At 30.1% G+C, this 25,606-nt stretch carries 28 protein-coding genes; 19 read left to right on the plus strand and 9 right to left on the minus strand.

What is annotated here, in order from left to right:
- From Q1A15_RS12380 to Q1A15_RS12395, 4 genes are all read right to left on the minus strand, one after another.
- Positions 1-3,507 (minus strand): T9SS type B sorting domain-containing protein, encoded by a 3,507-nt coding sequence (locus Q1A15_RS12380; protein WP_299624137.1) that lies wholly within the window; start codon positions 3,505-3,507, stop codon positions 1-3.
- A gap of 42 nt (positions 3,508-3,549) precedes the next feature.
- Positions 3,550-4,398, minus strand: a complete 849-nt coding sequence (locus tag Q1A15_RS12385; RefSeq protein WP_299624140.1) for an ABC transporter permease subunit — start codon at positions 4,396-4,398, stop codon at positions 3,550-3,552.
- 9 nt (positions 4,399-4,407) lie between these two features.
- Positions 4,408-5,304 carry an ATP-binding cassette domain-containing protein gene (locus Q1A15_RS12390; protein ID WP_299624143.1) on the minus strand — a complete coding sequence of 299 codons (897 nt, stop codon included), beginning with the start codon at positions 5,302-5,304 and terminating at the stop codon, positions 4,408-4,410.
- A gap of 133 nt (positions 5,305-5,437) precedes the next feature.
- Positions 5,438-5,941, minus strand: coding sequence for a hypothetical protein (locus Q1A15_RS12395; protein WP_299625026.1), 504 nt, complete (start codon positions 5,939-5,941; stop codon positions 5,438-5,440).
- A gap of 70 nt (positions 5,942-6,011) precedes the next feature.
- On the opposite strand from Q1A15_RS12395, the gene Q1A15_RS12400 reads away from it, so the two are divergent.
- The 3 genes from Q1A15_RS12400 to Q1A15_RS12410 are packed head-to-tail and all read left to right on the plus strand — an operon-like array spanning position 6,012 to position 8,327.
- On the plus strand, positions 6,012-6,425 hold the full coding sequence (locus tag Q1A15_RS12400) for a hotdog fold thioesterase (RefSeq protein WP_299624147.1): 414 nt from the start codon (positions 6,012-6,014) through the stop codon (positions 6,423-6,425).
- Between the two features lie 16 nt (positions 6,426-6,441).
- Entirely contained in the window at positions 6,442-7,275 is an 834-nt protein-coding gene (locus Q1A15_RS12405) for an alpha/beta hydrolase (RefSeq protein ID WP_299624150.1), read from the plus strand.
- Positions 7,272-8,327: an isochorismate synthase gene (locus tag Q1A15_RS12410; RefSeq protein ID WP_299624153.1), complete on the plus strand. Its 1,056-nt coding sequence runs from the start codon at positions 7,272-7,274 to the stop codon at positions 8,325-8,327. Before Q1A15_RS12405 ends, Q1A15_RS12410 begins: the two co-directional genes overlap by 4 nt.
- Before the next feature lie 78 nt (positions 8,328-8,405).
- Here Q1A15_RS12410 and Q1A15_RS12415 read toward each other — a convergent pair whose 3' ends face one another.
- Both Q1A15_RS12415 and Q1A15_RS12420 read right to left on the minus strand, forming a co-directional pair.
- Positions 8,406-8,765: a PUR family DNA/RNA-binding protein gene (locus Q1A15_RS12415; RefSeq protein WP_299624156.1), complete on the minus strand. Its 360-nt coding sequence runs from the start codon at positions 8,763-8,765 to the stop codon at positions 8,406-8,408.
- A 79-nt stretch (positions 8,766-8,844) separates the two neighbouring features.
- Entirely contained in the window at positions 8,845-10,599 is a 1,755-nt protein-coding gene (locus Q1A15_RS12420) for an ABC transporter ATP-binding protein (RefSeq protein ID WP_299624159.1), read from the minus strand.
- Between the two features lie 176 nt (positions 10,600-10,775).
- Between Q1A15_RS12420 and Q1A15_RS12425 the strand changes: the two genes are divergently transcribed.
- The 12 genes from Q1A15_RS12425 to Q1A15_RS12480 all read left to right on the plus strand — a co-directional run bounded on the left by Q1A15_RS12425 (position 10,776) and on the right by Q1A15_RS12480 (position 20,310).
- The gene (locus tag Q1A15_RS12425; protein ID WP_299624162.1) at positions 10,776-11,876 is read left to right on the plus strand and encodes a Glu/Leu/Phe/Val dehydrogenase; all 1,101 of its coding nucleotides are present in this window, start codon (positions 10,776-10,778) and stop codon (positions 11,874-11,876) included.
- Positions 11,877-11,951: 75 nt separating this feature from the next.
- Positions 11,952-12,890, plus strand: a complete 939-nt coding sequence (nusB, locus tag Q1A15_RS12430; protein WP_299624165.1) for a transcription antitermination factor NusB — start codon at positions 11,952-11,954, stop codon at positions 12,888-12,890.
- Positions 12,891-12,932: 42 nt separating this feature from the next.
- The gene (locus Q1A15_RS12435; RefSeq protein WP_299624168.1) at positions 12,933-13,397 is read left to right on the plus strand and encodes a DUF1573 domain-containing protein; all 465 of its coding nucleotides are present in this window, start codon (positions 12,933-12,935) and stop codon (positions 13,395-13,397) included.
- A 2-nt stretch (positions 13,398-13,399) separates the two neighbouring features.
- Positions 13,400-13,708: a preprotein translocase subunit YajC gene (gene yajC, locus Q1A15_RS12440; RefSeq protein WP_299624171.1), complete on the plus strand. Its 309-nt coding sequence runs from the start codon at positions 13,400-13,402 to the stop codon at positions 13,706-13,708.
- A gap of 76 nt (positions 13,709-13,784) precedes the next feature.
- Positions 13,785-14,720 (plus strand): YbbR-like domain-containing protein, encoded by a 936-nt coding sequence (locus Q1A15_RS12445; RefSeq protein WP_299624174.1) that lies wholly within the window; start codon positions 13,785-13,787, stop codon positions 14,718-14,720.
- A 1-nt stretch (position 14,721) separates the two neighbouring features.
- Positions 14,722-15,303 (plus strand): dephospho-CoA kinase, encoded by a 582-nt coding sequence (coaE, locus tag Q1A15_RS12450; RefSeq protein WP_299624178.1) that lies wholly within the window; start codon positions 14,722-14,724, stop codon positions 15,301-15,303.
- A gap of 153 nt (positions 15,304-15,456) precedes the next feature.
- Entirely contained in the window at positions 15,457-16,989 is a 1,533-nt protein-coding gene (locus Q1A15_RS12455; RefSeq protein WP_299624181.1) for a HAMP domain-containing sensor histidine kinase, read from the plus strand.
- 15 nt (positions 16,990-17,004) lie between these two features.
- On the plus strand, positions 17,005-17,706 hold the full coding sequence (locus Q1A15_RS12460; RefSeq protein ID WP_299624185.1) for a response regulator transcription factor: 702 nt from the start codon (positions 17,005-17,007) through the stop codon (positions 17,704-17,706).
- Between the two features lie 79 nt (positions 17,707-17,785).
- A complete protein-coding gene (locus tag Q1A15_RS12465; protein WP_299624188.1) occupies positions 17,786-18,406 on the plus strand; it encodes an L-threonylcarbamoyladenylate synthase in 621 nt (206 codons plus the stop codon).
- Complete coding sequence (locus Q1A15_RS12470; protein ID WP_299624192.1) at positions 18,396-19,094, plus strand: ceramidase domain-containing protein; 699 nt, start codon at positions 18,396-18,398, stop codon at positions 19,092-19,094. Before Q1A15_RS12465 ends, Q1A15_RS12470 begins: the two co-directional genes overlap by 11 nt.
- Entirely contained in the window at positions 19,087-19,809 is a 723-nt protein-coding gene (locus tag Q1A15_RS12475; RefSeq protein ID WP_299624195.1) for a YafY family protein, read from the plus strand. Before Q1A15_RS12470 ends, Q1A15_RS12475 begins: the two co-directional genes overlap by 8 nt.
- Before the next feature lie 42 nt (positions 19,810-19,851).
- Entirely contained in the window at positions 19,852-20,310 is a 459-nt protein-coding gene (locus Q1A15_RS12480) for a GyrI-like domain-containing protein (RefSeq protein ID WP_299624197.1), read from the plus strand.
- A 30-nt stretch (positions 20,311-20,340) separates the two neighbouring features.
- Here Q1A15_RS12480 and Q1A15_RS12485 read toward each other — a convergent pair whose 3' ends face one another.
- Positions 20,341-21,339 (minus strand): glycosyltransferase family 2 protein, encoded by a 999-nt coding sequence (locus Q1A15_RS12485; protein WP_299625029.1) that lies wholly within the window; start codon positions 21,337-21,339, stop codon positions 20,341-20,343.
- Between the two features lie 248 nt (positions 21,340-21,587).
- Between Q1A15_RS12485 and Q1A15_RS12490 the strand changes: the two genes are divergently transcribed.
- The gene (locus tag Q1A15_RS12490; RefSeq protein ID WP_299624199.1) at positions 21,588-22,298 is read left to right on the plus strand and encodes a response regulator transcription factor; all 711 of its coding nucleotides are present in this window, start codon (positions 21,588-21,590) and stop codon (positions 22,296-22,298) included.
- 3 nt (positions 22,299-22,301) lie between these two features.
- Here Q1A15_RS12490 and Q1A15_RS12495 read toward each other — a convergent pair whose 3' ends face one another.
- On the minus strand, positions 22,302-22,751 hold the full coding sequence (locus tag Q1A15_RS12495) for a type I restriction enzyme HsdR N-terminal domain-containing protein (protein WP_299624201.1): 450 nt from the start codon (positions 22,749-22,751) through the stop codon (positions 22,302-22,304).
- An 84-nt stretch (positions 22,752-22,835) separates the two neighbouring features.
- Here Q1A15_RS12495 and holA point away from each other — a divergent pair, with 84 nt between their 5' ends.
- Together holA and Q1A15_RS12505 are read left to right on the plus strand one after the other, a co-directional pair.
- Positions 22,836-23,837 (plus strand): DNA polymerase III subunit delta, encoded by a 1,002-nt coding sequence (holA, locus tag Q1A15_RS12500; RefSeq protein ID WP_299624203.1) that lies wholly within the window; start codon positions 22,836-22,838, stop codon positions 23,835-23,837.
- A gap of 14 nt (positions 23,838-23,851) precedes the next feature.
- Complete coding sequence (locus Q1A15_RS12505; protein ID WP_299624205.1) at positions 23,852-24,304, plus strand: DUF1569 domain-containing protein; 453 nt, start codon at positions 23,852-23,854, stop codon at positions 24,302-24,304.
- A gap of 71 nt (positions 24,305-24,375) precedes the next feature.
- Here Q1A15_RS12505 and Q1A15_RS12510 read toward each other — a convergent pair whose 3' ends face one another.
- The gene (locus tag Q1A15_RS12510) at positions 24,376-24,579 is read right to left on the minus strand and encodes a hypothetical protein (RefSeq protein ID WP_299624207.1); all 204 of its coding nucleotides are present in this window, start codon (positions 24,577-24,579) and stop codon (positions 24,376-24,378) included.
- A 90-nt stretch (positions 24,580-24,669) separates the two neighbouring features.
- Between Q1A15_RS12510 and Q1A15_RS12515 the strand changes: the two genes are divergently transcribed.
- Positions 24,670-25,590 (plus strand): SRPBCC family protein, encoded by a 921-nt coding sequence (locus tag Q1A15_RS12515; RefSeq protein WP_299624209.1) that lies wholly within the window; start codon positions 24,670-24,672, stop codon positions 25,588-25,590.
- The last annotated feature ends 16 nt before the right edge of the window (positions 25,591-25,606 follow it).

Raw genomic sequence — 25,606 nt, forward strand, 5'->3', positions numbered from 1 at the left:
TTATTTTCTTAGTAAAGAAAAATGTCCTCTTCTAGTAAATGTTTTTCCGTTTCTATCAGTAAGTTGGATATTAAACCAATAATCGTTGGAAGGTAAGCTTTTACCATTGTATAAACCATTCCAACCTTCGCTATCAATTTCTATAGAAGTAATTAATTTTCCGAACCTATCAAAAATATTGATACTACTTTGCGGATAGAAAAATGAATTTGTCCCTTTAATATTCCAGAGATCATTAATACCATCGTTATTAGGTGTAAAGAAATCTGGAAACTCTAAAACAGAAACATCTAGTTGAGCAATTCCACAATCGTTTTTATCACGGATTAAAATAGTATAAATTCCACCAGTTAAGTTTTCAAACTCAGGCCTATCTTGAAAATCAATTACAATTTGATCATTTTCATCTTGTAATGCGAATTCGTAATCGCCAATTCCTAAGTTTGTTCCATTGTTGTTTATGGTAATCATATTATTTTCTGAATCATCAACGACTACAACATCATTTGGAGTTACAGTTGCAATAATAGATTCATTAACAATAATGGTTTTAGATCTTCTACATAAAGTTGTTGGATTGATAGCTGTAACAGTATACGATCCACCACGAGTAAGATTTAATTGTTGTGCGTTTCCAATAATAGTAGGATCAGTATTTCTTGTCCACTCATAATTGTAATTTCCATCAGGAGCTTCAGCTTCAATAAATGAAAGGTTGTTTAAACATAAAATTTGTGGTGTGGTAACATCGAAATTAGGTAATGGTAATGTTCTAATGAATAATTTACTTAAACCAGTACAATTATTGTTGAGTTTATTTACAATTTTCACAAAAATAATCTGCTGAGTATTAGCAGGAATATTAGTGTTTCTATATGTATTGATATTACTTATTTCATTAATTACAGCATCTCGATCGGCTTCAGTTTCAAAAAGTAAAATATCTAGATCGTTACGAATAGCAGGTGCAAATAAATTTTTAATATCTGTTTCAGCTTCAGAAAGATCAAAAACAGTGATTCCGTCAGTATCATCGTTATTTAGTGTGTCATTTCCATCAGCATCCAAGAAGTCATCACAAGCAGTAAACTCACGATCATATACAATATCAGCAGCAAAATTAATTGCGATGTTTAATTCTGATATTCTAAAACAATTTTTATCAGAAATTGTTCTTACCCAAATACGATCACCATTATTTGCAGGGTAATTTACAGGATCTATTATTTCAGCAGTATTAGCAATAGCATCTGCTTGAGTAGGATAATACCTAAACGTTTCGTTTGTGTGATTGTTTGAAATATTAATTTGCGAACGAGTTAAATTAATAGTAGCAGCTAAATCACCATCATTTTCACACTGTTCAATTAAAAAAACAGGATTTGCTAAAACAGGAAGTGGATTAACAATTAATTTGAATGGTAAAAAACTAGTTCCGGGTTCTGAGACAGTATTACAATTTGTGTTGGCTCTGTTTTCAACTCTTACGTAAATAGTCTGTTCATTAGCTGTAATATTTCTGTAAGAAGTACTTTTATCAATTGCATCTGTAGTTGAATCAGTTTGCGCACCTGTTAGTGTAGTGTGATAGCTTACATTATATTGAGTAGCAGAAAGACTTCCAAGAATTTCTGTGTCTTTCGTAGATAACATAAAGTTATTGAAAAATCCATCAGTATCACCACCACTTACAACATCATCACAAGCTTCATAATCTAAAGGCTGAGTTGGAGTAGGAAGTGCAGTGATAGCCAATCTAAATTGTGTAATATCAAAACAAGCATTAGGAGCATCTTTATTGTGTACTCTCACATAAATATCACTATCTATAAAAGCTGTTCCATTAGTATACGGTGAGGTAAGTGCATTTGCTGTATTGTTATTTTGAGCATCGATAATATTATCAAAATAAAATACTTCGAATTGTGAAGCACTTAAACTACCAAGAGCAGTTGGAGTTAAATCTGTATCAAAATCAAAAGTATTAAATCCATCTCCATCAGTATCACAGAAATTGATGTCGGCTAAAGGACTTGCAGTAGCTGGTGCAAAAACCTCTATAGAAAAGTTACCTTCTAATTTAGTTACCTCACCACAATCGTTAGTTAGATTTACTGTTAAAGTATAAGTCCCGTTATTGGAAGAATCTAAATTGTTTAATGTTAATTTCGGAAGGTTTGAAACTGTAGTTGTTGTGGTACCGTTATCAAAAGTCCATTCGTAAGCAATACCAGTTCCAGTTACAGATCCAGAATCAATTTCTATAGAATCACCGATACAATATTGTCGATCTTGGTTGTTTATAATTTCGTTTGAAGTAAGATCAATAATTTCAATAGGTAATAATAAAGATGAGATAAATGGAGGTAAACCTTGAGTAGAAAATCGTCCAGCTAAATTAATAGCATTTTTAGTGAAAATAATATCTCGAGCATTAGCGGTTGGATTTTCAATAACATCTAAATCAGGATCATCGCCTCTTGGATCATCAAATGCTTGTGGAATTGTTACGTAAATTCTACTATCAGGACCTAATTGAAGTCCGCCTCTAAAACCTGCTTCTTGATGAATCAAATTTTTAGAACCAGGAATGTTAGCTTCATTTAAATCAAACTGAAAAAGCCTATATGTAGTTGCAGGATCGCTAAGATTGAACCTAAAACCAGAAACTGTTGAGATGTACAGTTTTCTAGAGTCAACAGAGAATTCAACTCCATAAGGTTCTCCATCTCCAGAATTAGTTAATATAATTTCATTATTTCCTACAGTTCCATTAGTAGCATTAAAATCATATAAATTAGCAGTTCCTAATTGATTAGCAACAGCTAGTTTAGTTCCGTCAGGAGATAATTTTAAATATCCTCTTCTTGTTGTTGAGTTTCTAACAGTAGATACAACAGCTGTAGTATTTACTCCAGTATCATCTACTTTATAAGCATGAAAAGTATTGTTTACAGCAGATACAACCCAGAAAGTATCACATTCAGTTCCTCTAACTGCAGCTACTTTTTCTGACCAAATATCAGATAAAGCACCTGAAAGACGAACAGGTCCGTCTACAACTTCACCCAAACCACCATTACGAGAAATATCTATTGTATATAAATTCAAACCATTTCCAATAGTTCCTCCTCCACTAGGACCGTCATCTACCGTAAAAAGATAAAAGATTGTTGAAGATTTTGGTTTTGGTATAATCATACCAGATTGACTACTAGAAGGATTTCCCAAAAGATCAACTGCAAATCTACCATCAGAGTACGTCATGATATCATGGTTTCTATTCCAAACTGTAATTCCATCAGAATAAAAAAGTAGATTTCCGTCTTTATCAGAAAATGTAGAACACCCCTCTAAAGTATTTAATTGACCATCTGTTAAGGCAGTTGGAGGAGAGGTGTTGAAATCTATTCCTGCATTTCTTCCGAAGTACCAAATATTAGCTTCTTTTTGAGCAAAAATATTTAGACAAGAAATCAGTGCAATTAGTAAGATCGTTTTTTTCATTTGAACTTCAAATTAAAGAAGATCAAAAATAAGGAAAACGCTCTATAAATCACGCTTTTTTAACAAGGCGTAAGAAAGATAGATAAATACTGCAGTCCAAAATATAACTATTATAATATCTGTATACCTTACAGAATGATCAACAGCAATATTTTCTCCAATTTGTTTAGCTACAGATCTTACAGCTCCTAATCTAGAAAATGGCTCTCTAATTAGATTTCCCATAGCTTCTAAAGGGAAAAACTGCATGATTTCATTCATGTGAGTGAATGATTCTTGTTTCAAATGTCTGTAGTTCCATAATAAATACCCTTTGAATAAGCTTTCTACAACTAGCCAAACGATCATTCCTGCAACAGCAAAAGCAGATCTTTTGATTAAAATTCCAAGGAAAAGTCCAAAAGAAAAGAATCCAACTAATTTTATAAAGAAGGCAAGAAGATATTCTAAATCAGAAAAAATGATGCTTATTTCATTAAAATCAGAATAAATTAATCCTAAAATCAAAGAAACTACAAAAACAAATACTGTTGAAATAGCAGCAAAAGCAATAACCGTATAAAATTTAGAAAGGATAAACTCTTTTTTGCTTAATCCGTCAATAAGGTTTTGTTTTAATGTCTTATAACTATATTCGTTAGCCATCATGGAAACAATAACCAGCAGTAAGAAAAACTTTAAAATACCAGCCATAAATGTGTTAAAGTGCCAGATATAAGGAAAGTTAAAAATACCTTGTTCAGCTAAGTGAAACTTTATCGGTCCGATATTAAATTTAATAGCAGCAATTAATGCTATCGATGTTAATAATCCGAAATATATAATGGATAAAACTTTACTTGCACGATTGTGCATAAGTTTATGGAATTCTATTTGTAATAAACGTATCATAGTTAATTTTTAGTGGTTAGTAAGGTTAAGGAATTGTTCTTCTAAGCTAGGTTTTCTTTTTACAAGATGAGAAACAACAATGCCTTTTTCAAATAAGTATCTGTTTATTTCTGCAGCAGAAGTCTCATTTTCTAGTCTAGCAATAATTAGATCGTCTTCTACATTTACTGTAGCAACATCGTAATAGTTTTTTAAAACATTAATAAGTTCTTCTCTATTATCTTCTGCTTTAACTTCAATAATACCATTAGAAGCAATCATATTATCAACTCTACCACTATAAAGTTTTTCTCCTTTTCTAATTACAACTACATGAGAACAAACTTTTTCAACTTCATCAAGTAAGTGAGAAGCTAATAAAATGGTTGTTCCTGTTTTTGCAATACGTCTAATAATTTGTCTAATTTCATGAATTCCTTGCGGATCTAATCCATTAGTAGGTTCGTCTAAGATTAAAATTTCAGGATTGTTAAGTAGTGCAGAAGCAATAGCTAAACGTTGTTTCATTCCTAAAGAATACGTTTTAAACTTACTGTTTTTACGTTCGTAAAGATTAACAACTTTTAGTTTTTCGTCAATATTATCTTGAGAAACTCCTTTTATTTTACAAATAAGTTGCAAGTTTTGAACGGCTGTCATGTAAGGATAAAAATTAGGTCGCTCAATAATAGCACCTACTTTTTTTAGGGCTTCGTGTGTAGATGCTGTTCCGTTGAACCAAGTGAATTCACCAGAAGTTTTATTTACAACATTAAGAATAATACCTAATGTAGTAGATTTACCACTACCATTCGGACCTAAAATTCCATATACATTTCCTTTTTCAATATCAAATGAAAGGTTTTTTACAGCATGAACTCGACCATATTTTTTGTCGAGATTTTTAATAGACAGTATCGTATCCAATCGCAAAAAGTTTAATTAGTTTCTTATATGACGAACAAGATACCAAATTGTTACTACTAATATTTATTTATGAGCAGTTAAATCTTTAGAGATTGAAGTTTAATGGTGTTGTTAATTAGTGTCTTAAGACTAATTAATATTTGTCGAAGTCGATATCATCAATATTATCGAAATCATTAAAAGAGTCGTTAAACTCAGAGTCGAAATCATCAGCAATATTATCAGATTCAAATACTTTATCAGGAGCTTCATTAGGAACTTCTCCTACGCTTAAAACGATTTTTGGTTCTTGAATAGCTTCAGGAGATTTTTCAATTACTTCCACGTAAAATGTCCACATGTGTAAAAAGTCGTACACATAAATAAGTTTATCGTTTTGGTTCGGTAAAATTTCTTTAAGAATACATGTACTCATAGAAAGTCCAACTTCAGATTCTGACATGTCGAATAAAGGAATTTCTTCACCTTGATTCCATCCATTATCACTAGTGTAAAAAGAAGCCATTTCACTACCATCAAAACCAAAAGAGTTTGCAATGGTTTTGTGCAATTGTTCTAAAGTTTGATTTTCATCAACCAATATTGTTCTAATTACATCTTCCTCTACATCTAAAATTACGCGAACTTTGTACATTATTCAATTTTTAATCATTGCAAAAATACGTATTTTTATGCTCTAAATTTTATGTTGAATTTTTTTATAAGAAATGAATAAAGAAGAAACGCTACAACGGTTAAATTCAATGAATAAGAATACATTGATGGAAACATTGAATATTGAGTTTGTTACTGTAGGAGATGATTCTTTAACGGCTAAAATGCCAGTAAACTCGAATGTGCATCAACCTTTTGGAATTTTACATGGTGGAGCAACTGCTGCAATTGCTGAAACAGTTGGAAGTGTAGCTTCATTCTTGTTTTTAAAAGATAAAGAAAAGGTTGTTAAAGGAATTGAACTTACCATAAATCATTTAAAAAGTGTAAAAGAAGGATTTGTGTTTGCAACTGCGAAACCAATTCATAAAGGTAGAACAACGCATTTATGGGAAGTAAAAGTTACAAATGAAAAAGACGAGTTAATTTCTATATGTAAATTGACTAACATTATTTTAGATAAGTAATTAGATGTTAAAAAAAGTGTTTAAAATAATTGGAATAATTCTTTTGTTGATTTTAGTTGGGCTGTATTTTGCTTTTCGAGTTTTTACAGCGCCCAAATCAGATCAAAAGATTTTAGAATCTTATAAAAGTAGTGTGGTTAAACCTGTTTTAACTAAAGAGAATTACAAAGGCTTCGATTATAGAAAACTGTCTATCCATAGTAGTGATTCTTTACCAACTTTGGTTTTTGTGCACGGAACTATTGGTTCTATTAACGATTTTTCAAAATACATGTCCGATACGCTACTTCAGAAGAAGTATAATATGTTAGCTTACGATCGTATAGGCTATAATTATAAAGATAAAAATCATGCGCAAGAAAGTATCGCTTTTGAAAGAAACATGTTAAAAGATGTGATAAAGAATTTACAACCTAATAAAACAATTTTAGTTGGGTATTCTTATGGTGGGCCAATAGCACTTTCAGTTAAGGAAAAATTAAAAGATGTAATTCTGTTAGCTCCAGCTTCACATAGTAAAGTTGAACCAATGCCTTGGATGGTTAATTTCTATAAATGGAGATTAACAAGATGGTTGGTTCCTAAAGTTTGGAAAGAAGCTTCAAAAGAAAAGCTTTCACATCAAAAAGATTTGAAACAATTTGAAGATGATTGGCAGAGTACATCAAATTCAGTAACAAGTATTCATGGAGATGCAGACTGGATTGTACCTTATGAAAATTCAAAACTATTAGAAAAACAATTTTCTAAAGATCAATTTAAACTGATAACAATTCCTAAGGCTAGTCACGCTTTAGTTTGGTCTAATTTCGATTTTATAAAAAAACAATTATTAAAGATTTCAGATTGAGAATTTTTGAAGAAGTATATAAATCTTTACAAAATAATTTACCTTTTGTAGTTTATAAAAAACCTAATGCAAAGCAAATAAAAAGTTTTTTTCAGCAGAATGATGAACTTTTTCTTTCGGAAGATTTTAATGAATCTGGTTTTGTTTTTGCACCTTTTGATAATAAAAAAACAACAATTTTAATTCCAGAAAATAAAGCAGAAGTTATAACTGAAGACCTTTCAGGTATAAATACTTTTAATTTTAGCCAGAAGAATGAGACTGAGTTAAATGATGAAATAAAAAAAAGTCATGTCGATCTGGTAAGGAGTGGAGTAGAAGCTATTGCTGATGGAAATTTTAAAAAAGTAGTGCTGTCAAGGTGTGAAACTGTTAAAACCAAAGGTTTTTATGTAGTTAAAAGTTTGCAAAAGATGATGCAAACCTATTCAAATGCTTTTGTATATCTCTGGTTTCATCCAAAAGTAGGAATGTGGATGGGAGCAACTCCGGAAACATTATTAGACGTTGAAAATAATGTATTTAAAACAATGTCGCTAGCAGGTACCCAGTTGTATAAGGAAGGTGAAGAAATTGATTGGGGAGCTAAAGAGCTTGATGAACAACAATTAGTAACTGATTACATTATTGAAAAATTAAAAGAAGTTAGCTCTGATTTAAAAGTTGCAGCTCAAGAGACTTTTAAAATAGGTAGTTTGCTTCATTTGAGGACAAAAATTACAGGAAAAGCTTTAGCATCTAATATTCAAGATGTAGTTAAAGTTTTGCATCCTACACCAGCTGTTTGTGGTTATCCTGCAGAAGTAGCTAAGGAGTTTATTCAGGAAAATGAAAATTACGACAGAGCTTATTATACAGGTTTTCTAGGAGAACTGAATTTAAAAGTAGGAGAAAATACAAATTCAAGTTTGTTTGTGAACTTACGTTGTATGCAAATAAAAGAAAATGAAGCTTTGGTTTATGTTGGAGGTGGAATTACGCTAAGTAGTAATCCTGAAAAGGAGTGGGAAGAGACCGTAATCAAATCTAGAGCAATGAAAAGTATGTTGTAAAAGAAAAAAACCATCAAAGTAACTTAAAAAGTTAATTGATGGTTTTACATTGTGTAAATTGAATTTGAACTAAAACGTTTATATGTCGTCAAACGATACGTCTGTAAAGCTTTCAGCAGTTTGCTCTACAAAACTCTCGCTATTTTTCTTAAAGTCTTTTTGATGTCTTTCGCTAATTACCTCGCTACCTTTTTGTGCGATAATGTAATCTGTAGCTTTGTTTAACATCTCTTTGAAATCGCTAAAATCTTCTTTGTAAAGGTAGATTTTATGTTTCTGATAATGAAAAGATCCATCATCATGAGTAAATTTCTTGCTTTCAGTTACAGTTAAATAATAATCATCAGCCTTTGTTGCTCTTACGTCAAAAAAGTATGTTCTTCTTCCTGCTCTTAATACCTGTGAAAAGATTTCTTCTTGTTCAACTCTCTCACCCATAATTCAAATCTTAAAATACTAGTTAATTGTTTTTTCCTTAACAAATCTAACAAAATATTTTACTTGTCCATAAAAAACGCTAAATTTCTTTTTCTAAAAGTTGCTGTTCGTAAAGAGATTTGTATACTCCGTTTTCTGTTATTAATTGATTGTGAGTTCCTTGTTCTACTATTTTTCCTTCGTCCAAAATGATGATTTTGTCCGCATTTTTAGCAGAAGACACCCTATGACTTATAATAAAAGTAGTCTTATCCTTAGAAATTCGCTGTAAATTACTAAGTATTTTCTCTTCAGTTTCCGTGTCAACGGCAGATAGACAATCATCGAAAATTAAGATTCTCGGGTCTTTAATAATAGCTCTAGCAATAGAAGTTCTTTGTTTCTGTCCACCAGAAAGTGTAACTCCGCGTTCACCAAGAATAGTTTGATAACCATTAGTGAAATTAGAAATGTTATCATGTATAACAGCATTTTTAGCTGCAGTTATGATTTCTTCTTCAGTGGCGTCATTTTTACCAAACTTAATATTGTTTTCAATTGTGTCTGAGAATAAAAATGGATCTTGTGGTACAAATCCTATTTGATCTCTTACATCATTAAGATTTAAATCTTTTATAGGTGTGTTATCAACTAATACAGTTCCGTCTGTTGTATCATACATACGAGAAACCAAATTAGCAATAGAAGATTTTCCACTACCAGTTTTTCCCATTATGGCTATAGTTTCACCTTGATTTACATCAAAACTCACATTAGATAATGCTTTAATGTTAGTATCATCGTAAACTAACGAAACATCTTTAAATTGGATTTTACCTTTTACAGTTGTTGCAGTTTCTGTGTTGTTTCTTATTTCTGGAACCTGTTGTAAGAATTCGTTAATTCTTTGTTGGGAAGCTTCTGCTTGCTGAACAATAGAAGTAACCCAACCAACAACAGCTACTGGCCATGTTAAGATGTTTACATATAAAATGAATTCAGCAATTACACCGATTTGAATTTCACCAGCGATGTATTGTTTTCCTCCAATGTATAAAACAAGAATGTTACTAATACCTATTAATAATATCATTAAAGGAAAGAATAAAGCTTGAATTTTAGAAAGTTCAATATTCTTTTCTTTAGCTTGATCAGCCAACTCATTAAAGTTATTTAGTACTGATTTTTCAATTACATACGACTTAACTACATTAATTCCTGAGAAGAATTCTTGATTGAATGTTGTAAGCTTTGAAAGATATTCTTGAACAACAGTTGTCTTTTTGTTGATTTGTTTACTAAGGATGAAAATAGAAACAGATAAAACAGGAAAAGGAATTAATGTATATAATGTTAATTCAGTGTCTGTTTTTAACATTTTAGAAAAACCGATCGTAAATAATACAATCATGTTAAGTGAATACATAATTGCTGGTCCGAAATACATTCTTACTTTCGAAACATCTTCAGAAATACGATTCATTAAATCACCAGTTCTATTTTTCTTGTAGAAATTGACAGATAACTTTTGATATTGCTCGTAGATTTCATTTTTAAGATCAAATTCAATTAAACGAGACATAACAATTATAGTTTGTCGCATTAAAAAAGTAAAAAATCCAGCAAGTAAAGTAATCCCAACAATTAACAAAATATTATAAAAAAGTTGCTCTTTTACCTCTGTTAAATCTGTTGTTTTACCGTTTAAATAGTCTTCAACAATATTTAACGAGTTTTTTATAATTTCTGGAATTTTTAGCGCTAATAACTTGGATAATACAGTGATAAGTATCCCGATTAACAATCTCCACTTATATTTTATAAAATATTTATTTAAGTATTGTAAGGCTTTCAATTTATATAATGTAATTATTGAGTGAGTTTTTTGTTTATTCTTAAAAGAAAACATCTTCTTTTTGTGTACTTTTCAATTTACAGGTCTTTTTTTGGTTTGTAATTGCAGAATCTGTATTTTAGCAGTCCTAATATTAAGGAATAGTTAAATTCTTTTTAAGTAAAACGTAACATACTATGATGTCTGAAATTATTGATACTAAAGACCTTAAAAACGATCCTGTTTTCGGACAGTTGTCTTTCGATGGTCACGAACAAGTCGTTTTTTGTAATGACGAAGATACAGGTTTAAAAGCAATTATTGGTATACACAATACAACTTTAGGTCCGGCACTTGGAGGTACTAGAATGTGGCAATATAAAACAGAATGGGAAGCTTTAAACGATGTATTACGTTTATCAAGAGGTATGACGTATAAGTCTGCAATCACTGGATTAAACTTAGGTGGTGGAAAGGCTGTAATTATAGGTGATGCTAAAACTCAAAAGAACGATGCGTTAATGCGTAAGTTCGGAGAGTTTGTTAACTCTTTAAGTGGAAGATATATTACTGCTGAAGATGTTGGAATGGAAACTAGAGATATGGATGTAATTCGCGAAGTAACTCCTCATGTTACTGGTGTTTCTGAAGCTATTGGAGGTTCAGGAAATCCTTCTCCTGTTACTGCTTATGGTGTTTACATGGGAATGAAAGCAGCAGCTCAATATAAATTTGGTTCTGATAAGTTAGAAGGTAAAAAAGTTTTAGTTCAAGGTGTTGGTCATGTTGGAGAAACTTTAGTAAAATACATTACTGACGAAGGAGCTCAGGTAATCTTAAATGATATTAACGAAGCTAGATTAGAAGAGTTAAGTAAAAAGTATAATGCAAATGTTGTTTTAGGAAACGATGTTTACGGATTAGATTTAGATATCTATGCACCATGTGCTTTAGGAGCTACAGTAAATGATGAAAGTATTGCTAAATTAAATGCTAAAGTAATTGCAGGAGCTGCAAACAATCAGTTAGCTAATGAATTAAAGCATGGTAAAATGTTGCAAGAGAAAGGTATAGCTTATGCACCTGACTTTTTAATTAATGCTGGAGGAATTATAAATGTATACGCTGAAGTAGCTGGATACGGTAAAGAAGAAAGTTTAAAAAGAACTGAAAATATTTACAATACTACTTTAGAAATTTTCAATTTAGCAGAAAAGGAAAACATTACAACTCATCAAGCAGCCTTCAATATTGCGCAAGGAAGAATTGATGCTCGTAAAAAAGAACAAAATAGCTAAGGCGAATCAATAAAAATTTTATTTTTGCAAGGCGATAGAGAAAATTCTATCGCCTTTTTTAAAGTCCTCAATTGAATGATAAATAGAAGACATATTCGTTTAAAAGTGATGCAGTCTGTATATGCAATGCAGCAATCACACAATACCGATCTTGTTAAAGAAGAGAAGTTCTTAAAATTTAGTGTGCAAAAAATGCTAGACCTTTATGCATTAAATTTTCAACTTTTAGTAGAAGTACAGAAATTAGCTCATAAAAAAATAGAGCTTTCAAAGAAGAAAATCCTAGCAACTAAGGAAGATTTAAATCCTAATACTCGTTTTGTCGATAATCTAGTGCTAAATCAAATTAGAGAAAGTGTTAGCTTAGAAGGATATGTAGAGTTAAATAATCTTAATAATTGGGATTTAGATGACGAGTATATCAAAATCATTTGGGAAGAGTTAAACAAAAGTGACTTATATAATGATTACATGAATTCTTCAGACGATTCGTATAATTATCAAAAGAACTTTGTTATTGCGTTTTTTAAAGAGTTTGTAGCTCCTAATGAAAAGTTAGCAGAATACTTTGAGGATAAGATGATTTCTTGGGTAGATGACATTCCTTTTGTAAATACATGGGTTGTTAAAACATTGAATAAGCAGAAAGCTTCTTCTCCATTTGTTTTAGGAAAACTGTATAAAGATGATGAAGATAAAAGGTTTACTTCAGATTTATTCAAGAAAGTGATGTTGAATCAGCATAAATATGATGATGATATTAAAGAGAAAACTCCTAACTGGGAAACTGATAGAATTGCTGATATCGACATGATTTTAATAAAAATGGCGATTACAGAGTTTCTTCATTTTTCTTCTATTCCAAGTCGAGTAACAATTAATGAATATATTGAATTAGCTAAAGATTATTCTACGAATAAAAGCGGATATTTTATTAATGGAGTTCTAGATAAGTTATCAAAAGATTATCTAGAGAGTAATAAAATGGTAAAAATTGGTAGAGGTTTGTTATAGCTATTACAATTGATTATTTTTAACCCTTATAAATTTTAAAAAATGAAAAAAATAATAATCGCATTAACAGCTGTGCTTTGTTCAGTTTCGTTAACGTCATGCAAAGAAGGAAATGCAGCTTCTAAAGTAAAAAAAGACAATGTAGTTGAAGCTCAAAAAAGAGATGAAGCTATTAATGTTGGAGCTCCAGAAGTAGTTTTCGATAGAGAAGTTCATGATTTTGGAATTGTAGATGAAGGTTTTGTAGTTGAAACATCATTTAAAGTAACAAACTCAGGAAAGTCAGATTTAGTAATTACAAACGCTAAAGCATCTTGTGGATGTACAGTTCCTACTTGGCCAAAAGAACCAATTAAGCCAGGAGAAACTAAAGAAGTTCAAGTAAAGTTTAATACTTCAGGTAAGCCAAACAAGCAAAGTAAAACTGTAACATTATATACAAATACAGTTAAAGGTAGAGAAGAGGTTAAAATCTCTGGAATGGTAACACCAAAGAATAAAGCATAACTATGTATAACATGATTTTTTTACAAGCTGATGCAGGAGGATTAATGTCAATGCTTCCTTTTGTAGCAATGATTGGAGTTTTATATTTCTTTATGATTCGTCCCCAAATGGCAAGACAGAAGAAAGAAAAACAATTTCGATCTGAGATTAAAAAAGGAGCTAAAGTTGTAACTACAAGTGGTATTCATGGAAAGATTGCTGAAATCAACGATACTAATAATACTGTGGTTATAGAAACTGGAGCTGGTAAAATTAGATTTGAAAGAGCTGCTATTTCTATGGAATTAACTAAGAAAGTTTCAGAGAAATAATATCAGTTTTAAATATAAAATACGGGTGAGCTTTTGCTCACCTTTTTGTTTTTAAGTAGATTGCAATAAAATTCCTTTGGCTAAAACATTAAAAATACCTAAAATCTTTTTCGGTTTTCTAGCAGCCTCATTCCTAATGTGGATGTTGATTAATTTATCGAAATCTTACACGACAAAAGTGAATTATTTTGTTGAGTATTTAGATTTGCCACAGGATAAAATTCTTCAAGAGCAACCAAAAGAAACCGTAACATTGATTGTTAAAGGAAGCGGATTTAAATTATTAGGAACAAGTTTTTCTTCTAAAAAAATACCTTTTTCATTAAAGAAACTGGTGAAAAAGAATGAAACAGATTATTATTTGTTGACTAATAGCCAAAAGGAAGAAATTCAAGATGGATTAAATTCGGGAATAAGCTTAGTGAAGATCGATGGAGATTCTATACATTTTAAGTTGGGGATTTTAGCAACAAAAAAAGTTCCAATACAGTTAGATGTAAATTTGAATTACAAATTAGGTTACGGAACAGAAAAAATAGAATTAGATAAGGATAGTATCTTAATTTCTGGGCCAAAACAAAATCTAGAAAGCATATCCTTTTTAAAAACAAAACGAGTTGTTTTAGAAGAATTAAGTGAAGATGCAGAAGTAGATGTTGAAATAGAATTACCTAAAAATGTAACCGAGTTAAAACTGAGTGACACAAAAGTAAAAGCCAATATTTTTGTAGATAAATTTACCGAAGGTAGTTTTGAAATTCCTATTGAGATTGTTGGAGTTCCGAATGATCTTAAATTTAGCACATTTCCAAAGAAAGTGAAAGTAATTTATAAAGTTGGGTTAAAAAACTATCAGAAAATTACTGCAGATTTATTTAAAGTTGTTTGCGACTATAGAAAGACTCAAAAAGATAATTTAGAGTATTTAATTCCAGAAATAAAGAAGAAACCTGAGTTAATTTCTTCAATACGAATTACGCCACAACGAGTAGATTTTTTAATGCATAAATAATATGTTAGTAGGTATTACAGGAGGAATAGGTAGTGGGAAAACTACGGTAGTAAAACTTTTTTCTCAGTTTGAGAATGTAGCTGTGTATTATGCAGACATTGAAGCGAAGAAATTAATGAACACTTCGTTGGAGATTAGAAAGAATTTAATTGCTGAATTTTCTGAAGAAGTCTATAATGAAGAAGGTTTAAATAGACCTTTTTTAGCGAAAATTGTTTTTGAAAATAAAGAAAAGTTAAAAATATTAAATTCAATAGTGCATCCAGAAGTGCATAAACATTTACAAAATTTTATAAAAGAAAATAAAAATAGAGATTACATTCTTTATGAGAACGCAATACTATTTGAAAATGGGAGTCATAAAATGTGTGATGTAATTATCACAGTAACAGCTCCAAAAGAAATAAGAATACAAAGAGTTATAGAAAGAGATAAGGTCGCTCGTGAAGCGGTATTGCATAGAATGAATAATCAATGGCCAGAGGTTAAAAAAACCATTCAATCAAACTACATAATTGAAAATCTGGATTTAACAAAACTGGCTAAAAATGTAGAGATAATTCATAATAAATTAACAGAATAGTTTTAATTAATTATCAATATCTTAACATATTTCTTAAAATTCTCTTAAAAACATATTATCTTTGTTAATCTAAGTTAAAAGCAAACTGCCTTTAGCTTATTAGTTTATTTTTGATCAATGGGAAAAAGAATTTTTATTCTAATTGTACTGCTCATGAGTATTTCCCTAACCGGAATTATAGCAGTTCAATTATACTGGGTGAAAGATGCAGTAAAGAGTAAACGGGCCGAATTTCAGAGTAATGTGAAGATAGCTTTGGCCAAAACATCCGAGAGGATAAAAGAACGAGAGTATAACGAATTTGTTGATAAACATAAAAAGGTCTTTGAAAATAGTGAATCTATAAGTACAGCTGAGCTTAAAAACTACTTATTCCAACAAATAGATACGGTTGCAAAGAAAAAATTTACTTTCGGAGCTACTATTCTAGAGGAAAACTTCAAAATCCCCGTAGATTTCGTGAATAGCGATACCATAATTATTAAGAGGTTTTCAGGAAAAGAAGATTTTACACAAACGATCACATATGAATCTGAAAATGGAGATTTTAAAACGTATACAGATGAAAATCAGTATACAAGAATGTTAAAGTATCCAAGTTGGCAGAAGAAACAAGTCGAATATTTGTTTCGTCAAAATCAGAAGCATATGCCAATTCATAAAAGATTAAGTAATAGAGAACTTAATAATACTTTAAAAGATGAATTGAGAAAAAGAGGTATAGACCAAGAATTTAAATTTGGTGTATACGAAGGTGGTTTGGCAACTAAAATTAAGTCAGGATATTTTAAAATTGATGAGAACAGTAGCTATTTCTTTCCGCTTTTAGAAGACGATAATGGAAATAGTAATTACAAGTTATATGTTACTTTTCCTAATGAAAAGGAAAGTCTTATTTCAAGTATGATGTATGCACTGTTATTATCACTTTTCTTTATTGGGATAGTAATAGCAGCTTTTTCTACTTCTTTGTATCAGTTAGTGAGACAAAAGAAAATTTCTGAAATAAAAACAGATTTCATCAATAACATGACTCATGAATTCAAAACGCCTATCGCTACAATTAATTTAGCTTTAGATGCGATTAAGAATCCGAAGATTATTAAAGATGAAGAAAAAGTTAAGCGATACGTTAAGATGATTCGCGATGAGAATAAGAGAATGCATGGTCAGGTAGAAAATGTATTGCGTATATCGAAATTAGAAAAGAATCAAATCGATATTACAAAAGAAGCAGTAGATGCTACAGATATCATTGAAGAAGCTATAGATCATGTAAGTTTATTAGTATCGGATAAAAACGGAACTATAAACACTCATTTTAAAGCAATCTCTTCCGAAGTATTAGGAAATCAATTCCATTTAACCAATGTAATTGTAAATATGCTAGAGAACGCTATAAAATATTCTGAAGAAAAACCTAAAATAGATGTTTACACAGAAAATACGAATAAGTACTTCATTTTTAAAATAAAAGATGAAGGAATAGGTATGAGCAAAAATGCTCAAAAGTATGTTTTTGATAAGTTTTATCGAGAACATAAAGGAAATATTCACAATGTCAAAGGTCACGGTCTTGGATTAGCATATGTAAAAGAGATCGTAGATAACCATCATGGCACGGTTCATGTGGCAAGTGAGAAAGGTAAAGGAAGTATATTTACAGTAAAACTACCATTAATATAAATTGAAGGGTAAACAATGGGAACTAGAAAAATTTTATTAGTAGAAGACGATCCAAATTTTGGAACGGTATTAAAAGATTACTTAGCATTAAACGATTATAATGTTACGCATGCTAAAGATGGAATTGAAGGATTAATTATGTTTAAAAATTCTGAGTACGACTTATGTATTTTAGACGTAATGATGCCAAGAAAAGATGGTTTTTCTTTAGCACAAGATATTAGAGCTACGAATAAAGAAGTGCCAATTATTTTCTTAACGGCTAAAACAATGAAAGAAGATGTTTTAAAAGGATATCAAGTAGGAGCAGACGACTACTTAAACAAGCCTTTTGATTCTGAAGTTTTATTGCATAAAATTAAAGCGATTTTACAAAGAAAAGAAACTGAAAAATCTAAAGATGACGATCAGTTTGAGTTCACTATTGGTAAGTTTGCCTTTAATTCTAAGTTAAGACATTTATCTTTTAATGGTGATGATCCTTTAAAATTATCTCCAAAAGAAAGTAAATTATTACGTATGCTTGCTGTACACAAAAATGATTTAATGCCAAGAGAATTAGCATTAACTAAGATTTGGAGAGACGATAACTATTTTACATCAAGAAGTATGGATGTATATATAGCTAAGTTGAGAAAATATTTAAAATTAGATGATAAAGTAGAAATTTTAAATATCCATGGAGAAGGTTTCAGACTTATAGATAACGAAGCATAACTACTAAACAATATCAATAAACTTCCAACATTAACCAAGTGTTGGAAGTTTTTATTTACAGCTTTATAAAGCATAATATATGGCTCAATTTTTAAAAATATATAACGATAACCCTAATCAGAGAGAAATAGAAAAGGTTGTAAAAGTTTTACAATCGGGCGGATTAATAATTTATCCTACAGATACTGTTTATGGTTTAGGTTGTGATTTTACGAATATGAAAGCAATGGAAAAAGTTGCACGAATTAAAGGAGTTAAATTAGAAAAGTCTAATTTTTCTTTCGTGTGTAACGATTTAAGTCATCTTTCAGATTATGTAAAACAAATTGAAACACCTGTGTATAAAATTTTAAAAAGAGCTTTACCAGGTCCGTATACATTTATTTTGCCAGGAAGTACAAATCTTCCAAAAGCATTTAAAAAGAGAAAAACAGTTGGGATTCGTGTGCCAGATAATAATATTGCCAGAACTATAGTTGAGCAATTAGGAAATCCGATAATTTCTACTTCTATTCACGATGAAGATGAAGTGATTGAATACACTACAGATCCAGAACTTATTTTTGAAAAATGGCAACATATTGTAGATTTGGTAATCGATGGAGGTTATGGTGATAATCACGCATCTACTGTAATAGATTTAACTCAAAGTGAACCAGAAGTAATAAGAGAAGGTAAAGGTAGTTTAGATGTTATTTAGTTTTTTACAGAAATTTCCAAATGATACAGGACCAATCTATCAAGAAACGATAGAAGGTAGGTTACCCGTAGAACCCTTCAATACATTTAGCAATCTAATATTTATTGCTATTTTAATTTATTTTGGAAGTAAAATCTATAAAAAACCAAAGCAACATCCGTTTTTCTTATTTGCTATTCCTGTAATTTTTAGCAGTTGGATTGGAGGAACAATGTTTCATGGAACTAGAAGTCACCAGTTTTGGCCCATTCTAGATTGGTTACCAATAATGATAGTTTGTCTTGGCGGAATTATTTATTTCATAAGTAAAATTGAACGTGTTTGGTGGAAAAGAATATTATTGTTTTTGGGCTTTTTTGGGCTTTCAATTTTTCCGAGAAGAATTCCTTTGCCAGACGAATACAGAATTTCTTTTGGGTACTTAGTTACAGCAATTACAGTTGTAACTCCTTTCGTTTGGTATGCTTATAAGACGAAATGGAAAAATGCGAAATTTATTTTCTTAGGCTTTTTTATTTTCGGAATCGCAGTTTCATTCAGGACACTAGATAATTTAGTAGTAAAAGGAGAAGTTTTACCAATACTACCGATGGGAACGCATTGGTTATGGCATACTTTCGGGGGAATAGTAGTTTTCTTTTTACTAAACTATATTTATAAAGACAGCGAAGAACTTTCTAATGAGTAATAAACCTCGTATTTCAAGATTAACAGCAATCATCACGCAATTACAATCTAAGAAAATTGTTACGGCTACATATTTGGCTGAGAAGTTTGGTGTGAGTGTACGAACAATCTATAGAGATATTAGAACTTTAGAAGATTCTGGAGTTCCAGTATTTACTGAAGAAGGAAAAGGATACTCTTTAATGGAAGGTTATTATCTTCCGCCAGTAATGTTTACTGAAGAAGAAGCTAATGCTTTAATTACAGCTGCTCATTTAATTTTTAAAAATAAAGATCAATCATTAGTTGAAAACTATGGTAGTGCAATTACTAAGATAAAATCAGTTTTTAGAAAGAATCAACAAGAGAAATCAGAGCTATTAGAGCAGCGAATTGATTTTCGTTATAATCCTGAAAAAAATATAACAAGTACGAATCTAATTAAACTACAAACAGCAATCACAGATTTTAGTTTATTAGAAATAGAGTACATGTCGCTAGAAGAAAAGTTTACAAAACGGATAGTTGAACCTTTTGCTTTGTATAGTACTAACGAAAATTGGTTACTTATTGCCAATTGTAGATTACGAAACGATTTTAGAGTTTTTAGACTCGATCAAATTCAAAAAATTACTGATTTAAACGAGAAGTTTTCTCCGCATAAAATGACACTTCAAGAGTATTTTGAAATATGTAGAGCAAAATTTTATAAGACCTCTGACACACCGTTGACATAGTCCGTTTCTAGATTTGTGATGTAATTTAAAAATCACAAAACAATGGAAAAAACACAAATGACTAATTTCAATATTATCGGAATTAAATTAAGAACGACTAATGCAGATATGCAAGCTGCTAAAGATATTCCTGCATTATGGAATAAGTTTATGAGCGAAAATATTTCAGACAAAATTGAGAATAAATTAGAGGATTCAATTTATGCGATTTATACAAATTATGAATCAGACTACACTGGAGCTTACGATGTTATTATTGGCTATAAAGTTGATTCTTTAGAAAATATTCCGTCAGATATGATAGGAATTCAAATTCCGGAAAGTTCATACGAGCAGTTTAAAGCAGAAGGAAAATTAAAAGATAATATAGTATACAACAAATGGATGGAAATTTGGAATACTAAAATAGACAGAAGGTATGAAGCAGATTTTGAAATCTATAAAGCTAATACTACAGAAGACGCAGATACCGAAGTAGAAATTTTAATATCAGTAAGCTAAAAACAAAAAAATAAGCTCAAGAAATTGAGCTTATTTTAAATTATTAAATTTTCGTCGTTGTAAAACAAAATGCTGCCAAACAACCGAAGTATGAATGCTATAATTTGATTTACGTTGAATTTGTTTTCTCTTTTTTATAAACTTATTTAAGTTTTTATAGAAACTGATATGTGCTTTTAAAACAGACCATGTATGAACAGGTCTAAGTTCTAAAGCGAATTTTAATCCTGCAACACCATCTAAAACTAAACGAACAAAAATCACCAAAAATAAATTTTTACCGGGTACATTTTTAACAATATTAAGTAAGCTGTTTCTAAAATTTAAGAATGTTTTTCTAGGGTTAGACTCTTGTAATGTCGCACCACCAACATGATACACTGTTGAAGTACCAACATATTTTACAACAAAGCCTTCATTTTGAGCTCTCCAGCATAAATCAATTTCTTCTTGATGCGCAAAATAATCTTCATCAAAACCTCCTAGTTGATGAAATACTGTGCTTCTTATAAAGAAACAAGCACCAGATGCCCAAAAAATTTCAGAAGTTAAATTAAACTGATTGTTATCTGTTTCTAAACTATTAAAAACTCTTCCTCTGCAGTACGGGTAACCAAAAAAGTCAATAAATCCTCCGCCAGCTCCTGCATATTCAAATTTAGTTTTGTCTTTAAAATCTAAAATTTTAGGTTGAATAATAGCCGTGTCTTTTTCTTTTTTAAAAAGATTAACAACTGGAAGAATCCAATTTTCTGTTACTTCAATATCAGAATTAATAAGGCAATAAATATCTGCATTTATATGCTTTAACGCATCGTTATAGCCTTTGGCATATCCGCCATTTTCTTTATTGATAATAATATTTACAGTTGGGTAATTGTCTTTAATAAAAGTAATAGAATCGTCTGTAGATGCATTGTCTGCTACATAAACATCAACATTTTCAGGAGTAAAATTGAGAATAGAAGGTAAAAATTGCTCCAATAACTGTCTTCCATTCCAGTTTAATATGACTACAGCCGTTTTCAAGTTTGCAAACATACATCATAAATATTACTTAAAAATGTAAAGAAGTATTAATTTTTTGAAGAAGAAAAAAATATTTAACAGGGTAGGGATTTTTAATGTTCAAATGTATTATTAATGTACGTTGTTTTCTTTTTGGGGGGAGAAGAAAACTAAAGTTGAATATTAACCTGTAATTATATCTGTTTAAGCTGTAAGTTTTTGATTAAGAGCACGACGGAAAAATATAAGGGGCATAAAAATATATTTTAATGAGGTCGATAAAAATTTTATTGATAGATGGAGACGTAGACTTTGGAATGGTTTTAAAAAACTATTTACAGTTAAATGGCTACAATGTCACTTTTACCAATACACTAAAGAAGAATTTATTTCTAGGAAAGTCAGAATTTGATTTACTAGTTACAGATTGTAAAATAATAACTCAAGACAAACTAGAGTTTATTAATTCAATACGAAAATATAATTATGACTTTCCGGTGATATTTTTATCAGAGGAAGCGTTATTAGAAGATATTTTCGAAATTAACAAAATACCATACGTAGATTATTGTTTTAAAAAACCATTTTCTACAGAAGTTCTAATAAAGAAGATCCAATCGATTATAAAATTGAGAGAAATCAGTTTTACAAGTCAGTATAGTACTATAGAGTATACAATTGGAGATTTTACTTTCAATTACGGAACACGTCAATTAACTTTCAAAGGAGATGAACCTAGAAAGTTAACACCAAAAGAAAGTAAGTTATTAAAGTATTTATCTGAGTATAAAAATACGATAATGCCTAAAGCAATTGCGTTAACCAAAATATGGAGAGACGATAATTACTTTACAGCAAGAAGTATGGACGTTTACATTACTAAGCTTAGAAAATACTTAATGTTAGACGAAAACATAGCCATAGTGAATGTTAGAGGAGAAGGCTATAAATTATTAGATAATACAGCGCAAAGTGCCTAAAAATTAATTGTTGCTGTAATCAGGGATATCTTTTAGAAAGATATAGCTTTCTTCTTCTACATTAAGCATACAGAAATAATGCTCAAGACCGTTTGTTACAATTAAATATTTCGCATTTAATTTTAAGTTGTAACGAGCGATCTGATCAAAAGTATCTTGAGTTATTTTTACTGAAGGAGCTTTACATTCAACAATGATATTGGGAGTGCCATCTGAATTAAAAATTAAGATGTCGCTCCTTTTTTTTAGATTGTTAATTACCAGTTGTTTTTCAATAGCAACTAAAGACAAAGGATAATTTCTTTCCTGAATTAAAAATTGAACAAAATGTTGTCGAACCCATTCTTCTGGGGTTAATACAATATATTTTTTTCTAATTTCATCAAAAATCAGATAGTGTTTTTCATTACTTTTGATCTTGAAAGTATATGATGGTAGATTCAATTTTTGCATTAATCAAAAGTAACAATTTACAGTTGTTTTATTAGCTTAATTCTGAACTACTATTTGTAAGATACGACAAAAACTAACTAAGAGATGAACGAGGTAAAACATATAGTTGACGATATAAAACAAGGCAATCTTAAACCTATTTATTTTTTAATGGGAGAGGAGCCGTATTATATTGACAAAATCTCAAGTTTTATTGAAGATACCGTGTTAGATGAATCTGAAAAAGGATTTAATCAGGTAGTAATGTATGGTAGAGATGTTAGTGTAGATGAAATTGTTTCTTCTGCAAAACGATTTCCAATGATGGCAGAACATCAGGTTATTATTGTAAAAGAAGCCCAAGATTTAAGTCGTACAATAGATAAATTAGAAACGTATGCAGCAAATCCGCAACCATCAACGATACTAGTAATTAATTACAAGTATAAAAAACTAGACAAGCGTAAGAAAGTTTATAAAGCTGTAGCTAAAAACGGAGTTATATACGAAAGTAAACGTTTATACGAGAATCAAGTTGGTGATTGGATAGCTAAGGTTTTAAAAGGAAACAAGTTTAGTATAGAGCCTAAAGCTGCACAAATGTTAGTGGAGTTTTTAGGGACAGATTTAAGTAAGATTAGCAACGAGTTAGATAAATTGACTTCTGTTTTAAATGAAGGAACAATAATAAATCCTACTCATGTAGAAGAAAATATTGGAATTTCTAAGGACTTTAATAATTTTGAGTTGCGTAAAGCTGTTGGCAATAAGGATGTTGTAAAAGCAAATAGAATAATAAATTATTTTAGTCAGAATCCTAAAAACAATCCTTTGGTAATGACAATTTCATTATTAAATAGTTTTTTTACCCAGCTTTTATCTTATCACGGATTAAAAGATAAATCGAAAGCTTCTGTAGCAAGAACTTTAGGAGTAAATCCTTATTTTGTAGACGATTATGTGAATGCTGCTAGAAATTATCCGATGCGAAAAGTATCCCAAATTATTGGTTTGTTGAGAGATGCAGATGTTAAAAGTAAAGGAGTTGGAGCAAATCAAACACATTCAGATATTTTAAAAGAATTGATATTTAAAGTATTACACTAGATAAAAAATCAATCATGAAAAACATCTTTACTAAAGAAATAACAAATGAAGTTATTTCAAGAATAAACAATCTTACACCAGAAACACAACCTAAATGGGGTAAAATGAATGTGGCGCAAATGATGGCTCATTGTGCGGTATCCTATGAAACTGTTTATACAGATAAACATCCAAAACCAGGAGCAGTAGCGAAGTTTTTTATTAAGCTATTAGCAAAAAATCAGGTTGTATCTGAAAAACCTTATCCTAAGAATGGTAGAACCGCTCCTTACTTTTTAATAACCAACGAAAGAGATTTTGAAAAAGAAAAAAATCAGTTGATTGCTTATTTATATAAAACTCAAGAATTAGGTGAAACTCATTTCGATGGAAAAGAATCACATGCATTCGGTAAGCTTACTAAACAAGAATGGAATAATTTATTCTATAAACATATCGATCATCATCTTCAGCAGTTTGGAGTATAATTAGAAAAGACCGATATCGTATAAGTAAATTAAAGAAACGATTATAATTGTAAGTATAATTGAGTACTTAATTAACAGTTCTCTTTTTTGGTCTCTTTTAGCTTCCTCACCATACTTTCTAATAGCGTTTTAGAAGCTGTAGGAAAGTTAAACTTTGTTTTAGAGTAAACATTAGAAGTTAACTTTTTATCTCTAGCATTTTTTAGTTTTTTCTTTCTTTGTTGATTGCCTTGTTGTCTATTCATCAACATTTTTAATGCACCCCATCCATCCATAATTTATTTTTAGCAATTTATTTTCAATATATAATATAGAGAAAATAACTCAAATTTCATAATTTTAAAGGCTAACCAAACTTTATAGTCATGCCAAAAATCAGTATTTCAAAAAGTATAATCATTAAAGCATCACAAGAAAAAATTAAAGAATTTTTAGCAGATTTTCATAATTGGAAAAATTGGTCACCTTGGTTAATATGTGAACCTGAGGCAAAAGTTGATTATGCTGCAGACGGAAAATATTACAAATGGGAAGGAAAAAGAGTTGGTAGTGGAGAAATGAAGGTAATTGAGGAAACTGATAGTAAAATAGATTATGATTTAACATTTTTGAAACCATGGAAATCTGAAGCAAAAGTGTATTTCGAATTTGAAGAAAAAGCTGAAGGTACTAAAGTAACATGGTTAATGGATAGTTCGCTACCATTTTTCATGTTTTGGATGAAAAAAGCAATGATTACTTATGTTGGAATGGATTATGAGAGAGGTTTGAAAATGCTAAAAGAAGAATTAGAAGAAGGTAAAATTCATAGTGAATTAGACTTTGTTGGTAAAACTACTTTTGAAGGATATGATTTTATTGGAGTACGTACTGAAACAACTTTTACAGGAATTGGAGAAGCAATGGCTAATGATTTTACGAAGCTTCACGATTATATAAAAGAAAATAATATAGAAGCAGTTGGAGTACCATTTTCTGAATATAGAAAGTTTAATCCTGTAAAAGATAAAGTGGTTTATGTAGCAGGAATACCTGTAAAAAATAAAGAAAACGAGTTAAGAGATGGATTGTTTTATGATAGTTTACCAAAATCAAACATTGCAACAGTTCGTCATACAGGAAAATACGATCATTTAGGAAATGCATGGTCTGCTTTAATGATGATGGATAGAAGTAAAGAAATAAAGAAGTTTAAAAAAGGTTTCCCAATGGAAATTTATATAAGTGATCCAACTTCAACTAATTCCGAAGAATTAATAGTGGATATTAGTATTCCTGTAGTTTAATTAAAAATAAAGTAAT

Source organism: uncultured Tenacibaculum sp. (assembly GCF_947495995.1).
Classification (GTDB): Bacteria; Bacteroidota; Bacteroidia; order Flavobacteriales; family Flavobacteriaceae; genus Polaribacter.

Excerpts from the sequence above, each read along its gene's own strand:
- Q1A15_RS12380 (WP_299624137.1), bottom strand. The coding sequence starts at position 3,507 with ATGAAAAAAACGATCTTACTAATTGCACTGATTTCTTGTCTAAATATT.
- Q1A15_RS12385 (WP_299624140.1), bottom strand. The coding sequence starts at position 4,398 with ATGATACGTTTATTACAAATAGAATTCCATAAACTTATGCACAATCGT.
- Q1A15_RS12400 (WP_299624147.1), top strand. The coding sequence starts at position 6,012 with ATGAATAAAGAAGAAACGCTACAACGGTTAAATTCAATGAATAAGAAT.
- Q1A15_RS12415 (WP_299624156.1), bottom strand. The coding sequence starts at position 8,765 with ATGGGTGAGAGAGTTGAACAAGAAGAAATCTTTTCACAGGTATTAAGA.
- Q1A15_RS12425 (WP_299624162.1), top strand. The coding sequence starts at position 10,776 with ATGATGTCTGAAATTATTGATACTAAAGACCTTAAAAACGATCCTGTT.
- nusB (WP_299624165.1), top strand. The coding sequence starts at position 11,952 with ATGATAAATAGAAGACATATTCGTTTAAAAGTGATGCAGTCTGTATAT.
- Q1A15_RS12435 (WP_299624168.1), top strand. The coding sequence starts at position 12,933 with ATGAAAAAAATAATAATCGCATTAACAGCTGTGCTTTGTTCAGTTTCG.
- yajC (WP_299624171.1), top strand. The coding sequence starts at position 13,400 with ATGTATAACATGATTTTTTTACAAGCTGATGCAGGAGGATTAATGTCA.
- coaE (WP_299624178.1), top strand. The coding sequence starts at position 14,722 with ATGTTAGTAGGTATTACAGGAGGAATAGGTAGTGGGAAAACTACGGTA.
- Q1A15_RS12455 (WP_299624181.1), top strand. The coding sequence starts at position 15,457 with ATGAGTATTTCCCTAACCGGAATTATAGCAGTTCAATTATACTGGGTG.
- Q1A15_RS12460 (WP_299624185.1), top strand. The coding sequence starts at position 17,005 with ATGGGAACTAGAAAAATTTTATTAGTAGAAGACGATCCAAATTTTGGA.
- Q1A15_RS12465 (WP_299624188.1), top strand. The coding sequence starts at position 17,786 with ATGGCTCAATTTTTAAAAATATATAACGATAACCCTAATCAGAGAGAA.
- Q1A15_RS12470 (WP_299624192.1), top strand. The coding sequence starts at position 18,396 with ATGTTATTTAGTTTTTTACAGAAATTTCCAAATGATACAGGACCAATC.
- Q1A15_RS12475 (WP_299624195.1), top strand. The coding sequence starts at position 19,087 with ATGAGTAATAAACCTCGTATTTCAAGATTAACAGCAATCATCACGCAA.
- Q1A15_RS12480 (WP_299624197.1), top strand. The coding sequence starts at position 19,852 with ATGGAAAAAACACAAATGACTAATTTCAATATTATCGGAATTAAATTA.
- Q1A15_RS12490 (WP_299624199.1), top strand. The coding sequence starts at position 21,588 with ATGAGGTCGATAAAAATTTTATTGATAGATGGAGACGTAGACTTTGGA.
- Q1A15_RS12495 (WP_299624201.1), bottom strand. The coding sequence starts at position 22,751 with ATGCAAAAATTGAATCTACCATCATATACTTTCAAGATCAAAAGTAAT.
- holA (WP_299624203.1), top strand. The coding sequence starts at position 22,836 with ATGAACGAGGTAAAACATATAGTTGACGATATAAAACAAGGCAATCTT.
- Q1A15_RS12505 (WP_299624205.1), top strand. The coding sequence starts at position 23,852 with ATGAAAAACATCTTTACTAAAGAAATAACAAATGAAGTTATTTCAAGA.
- Q1A15_RS12510 (WP_299624207.1), bottom strand. The coding sequence starts at position 24,579 with ATGGATGGATGGGGTGCATTAAAAATGTTGATGAATAGACAACAAGGC.
- Q1A15_RS12515 (WP_299624209.1), top strand. The coding sequence starts at position 24,670 with ATGCCAAAAATCAGTATTTCAAAAAGTATAATCATTAAAGCATCACAA.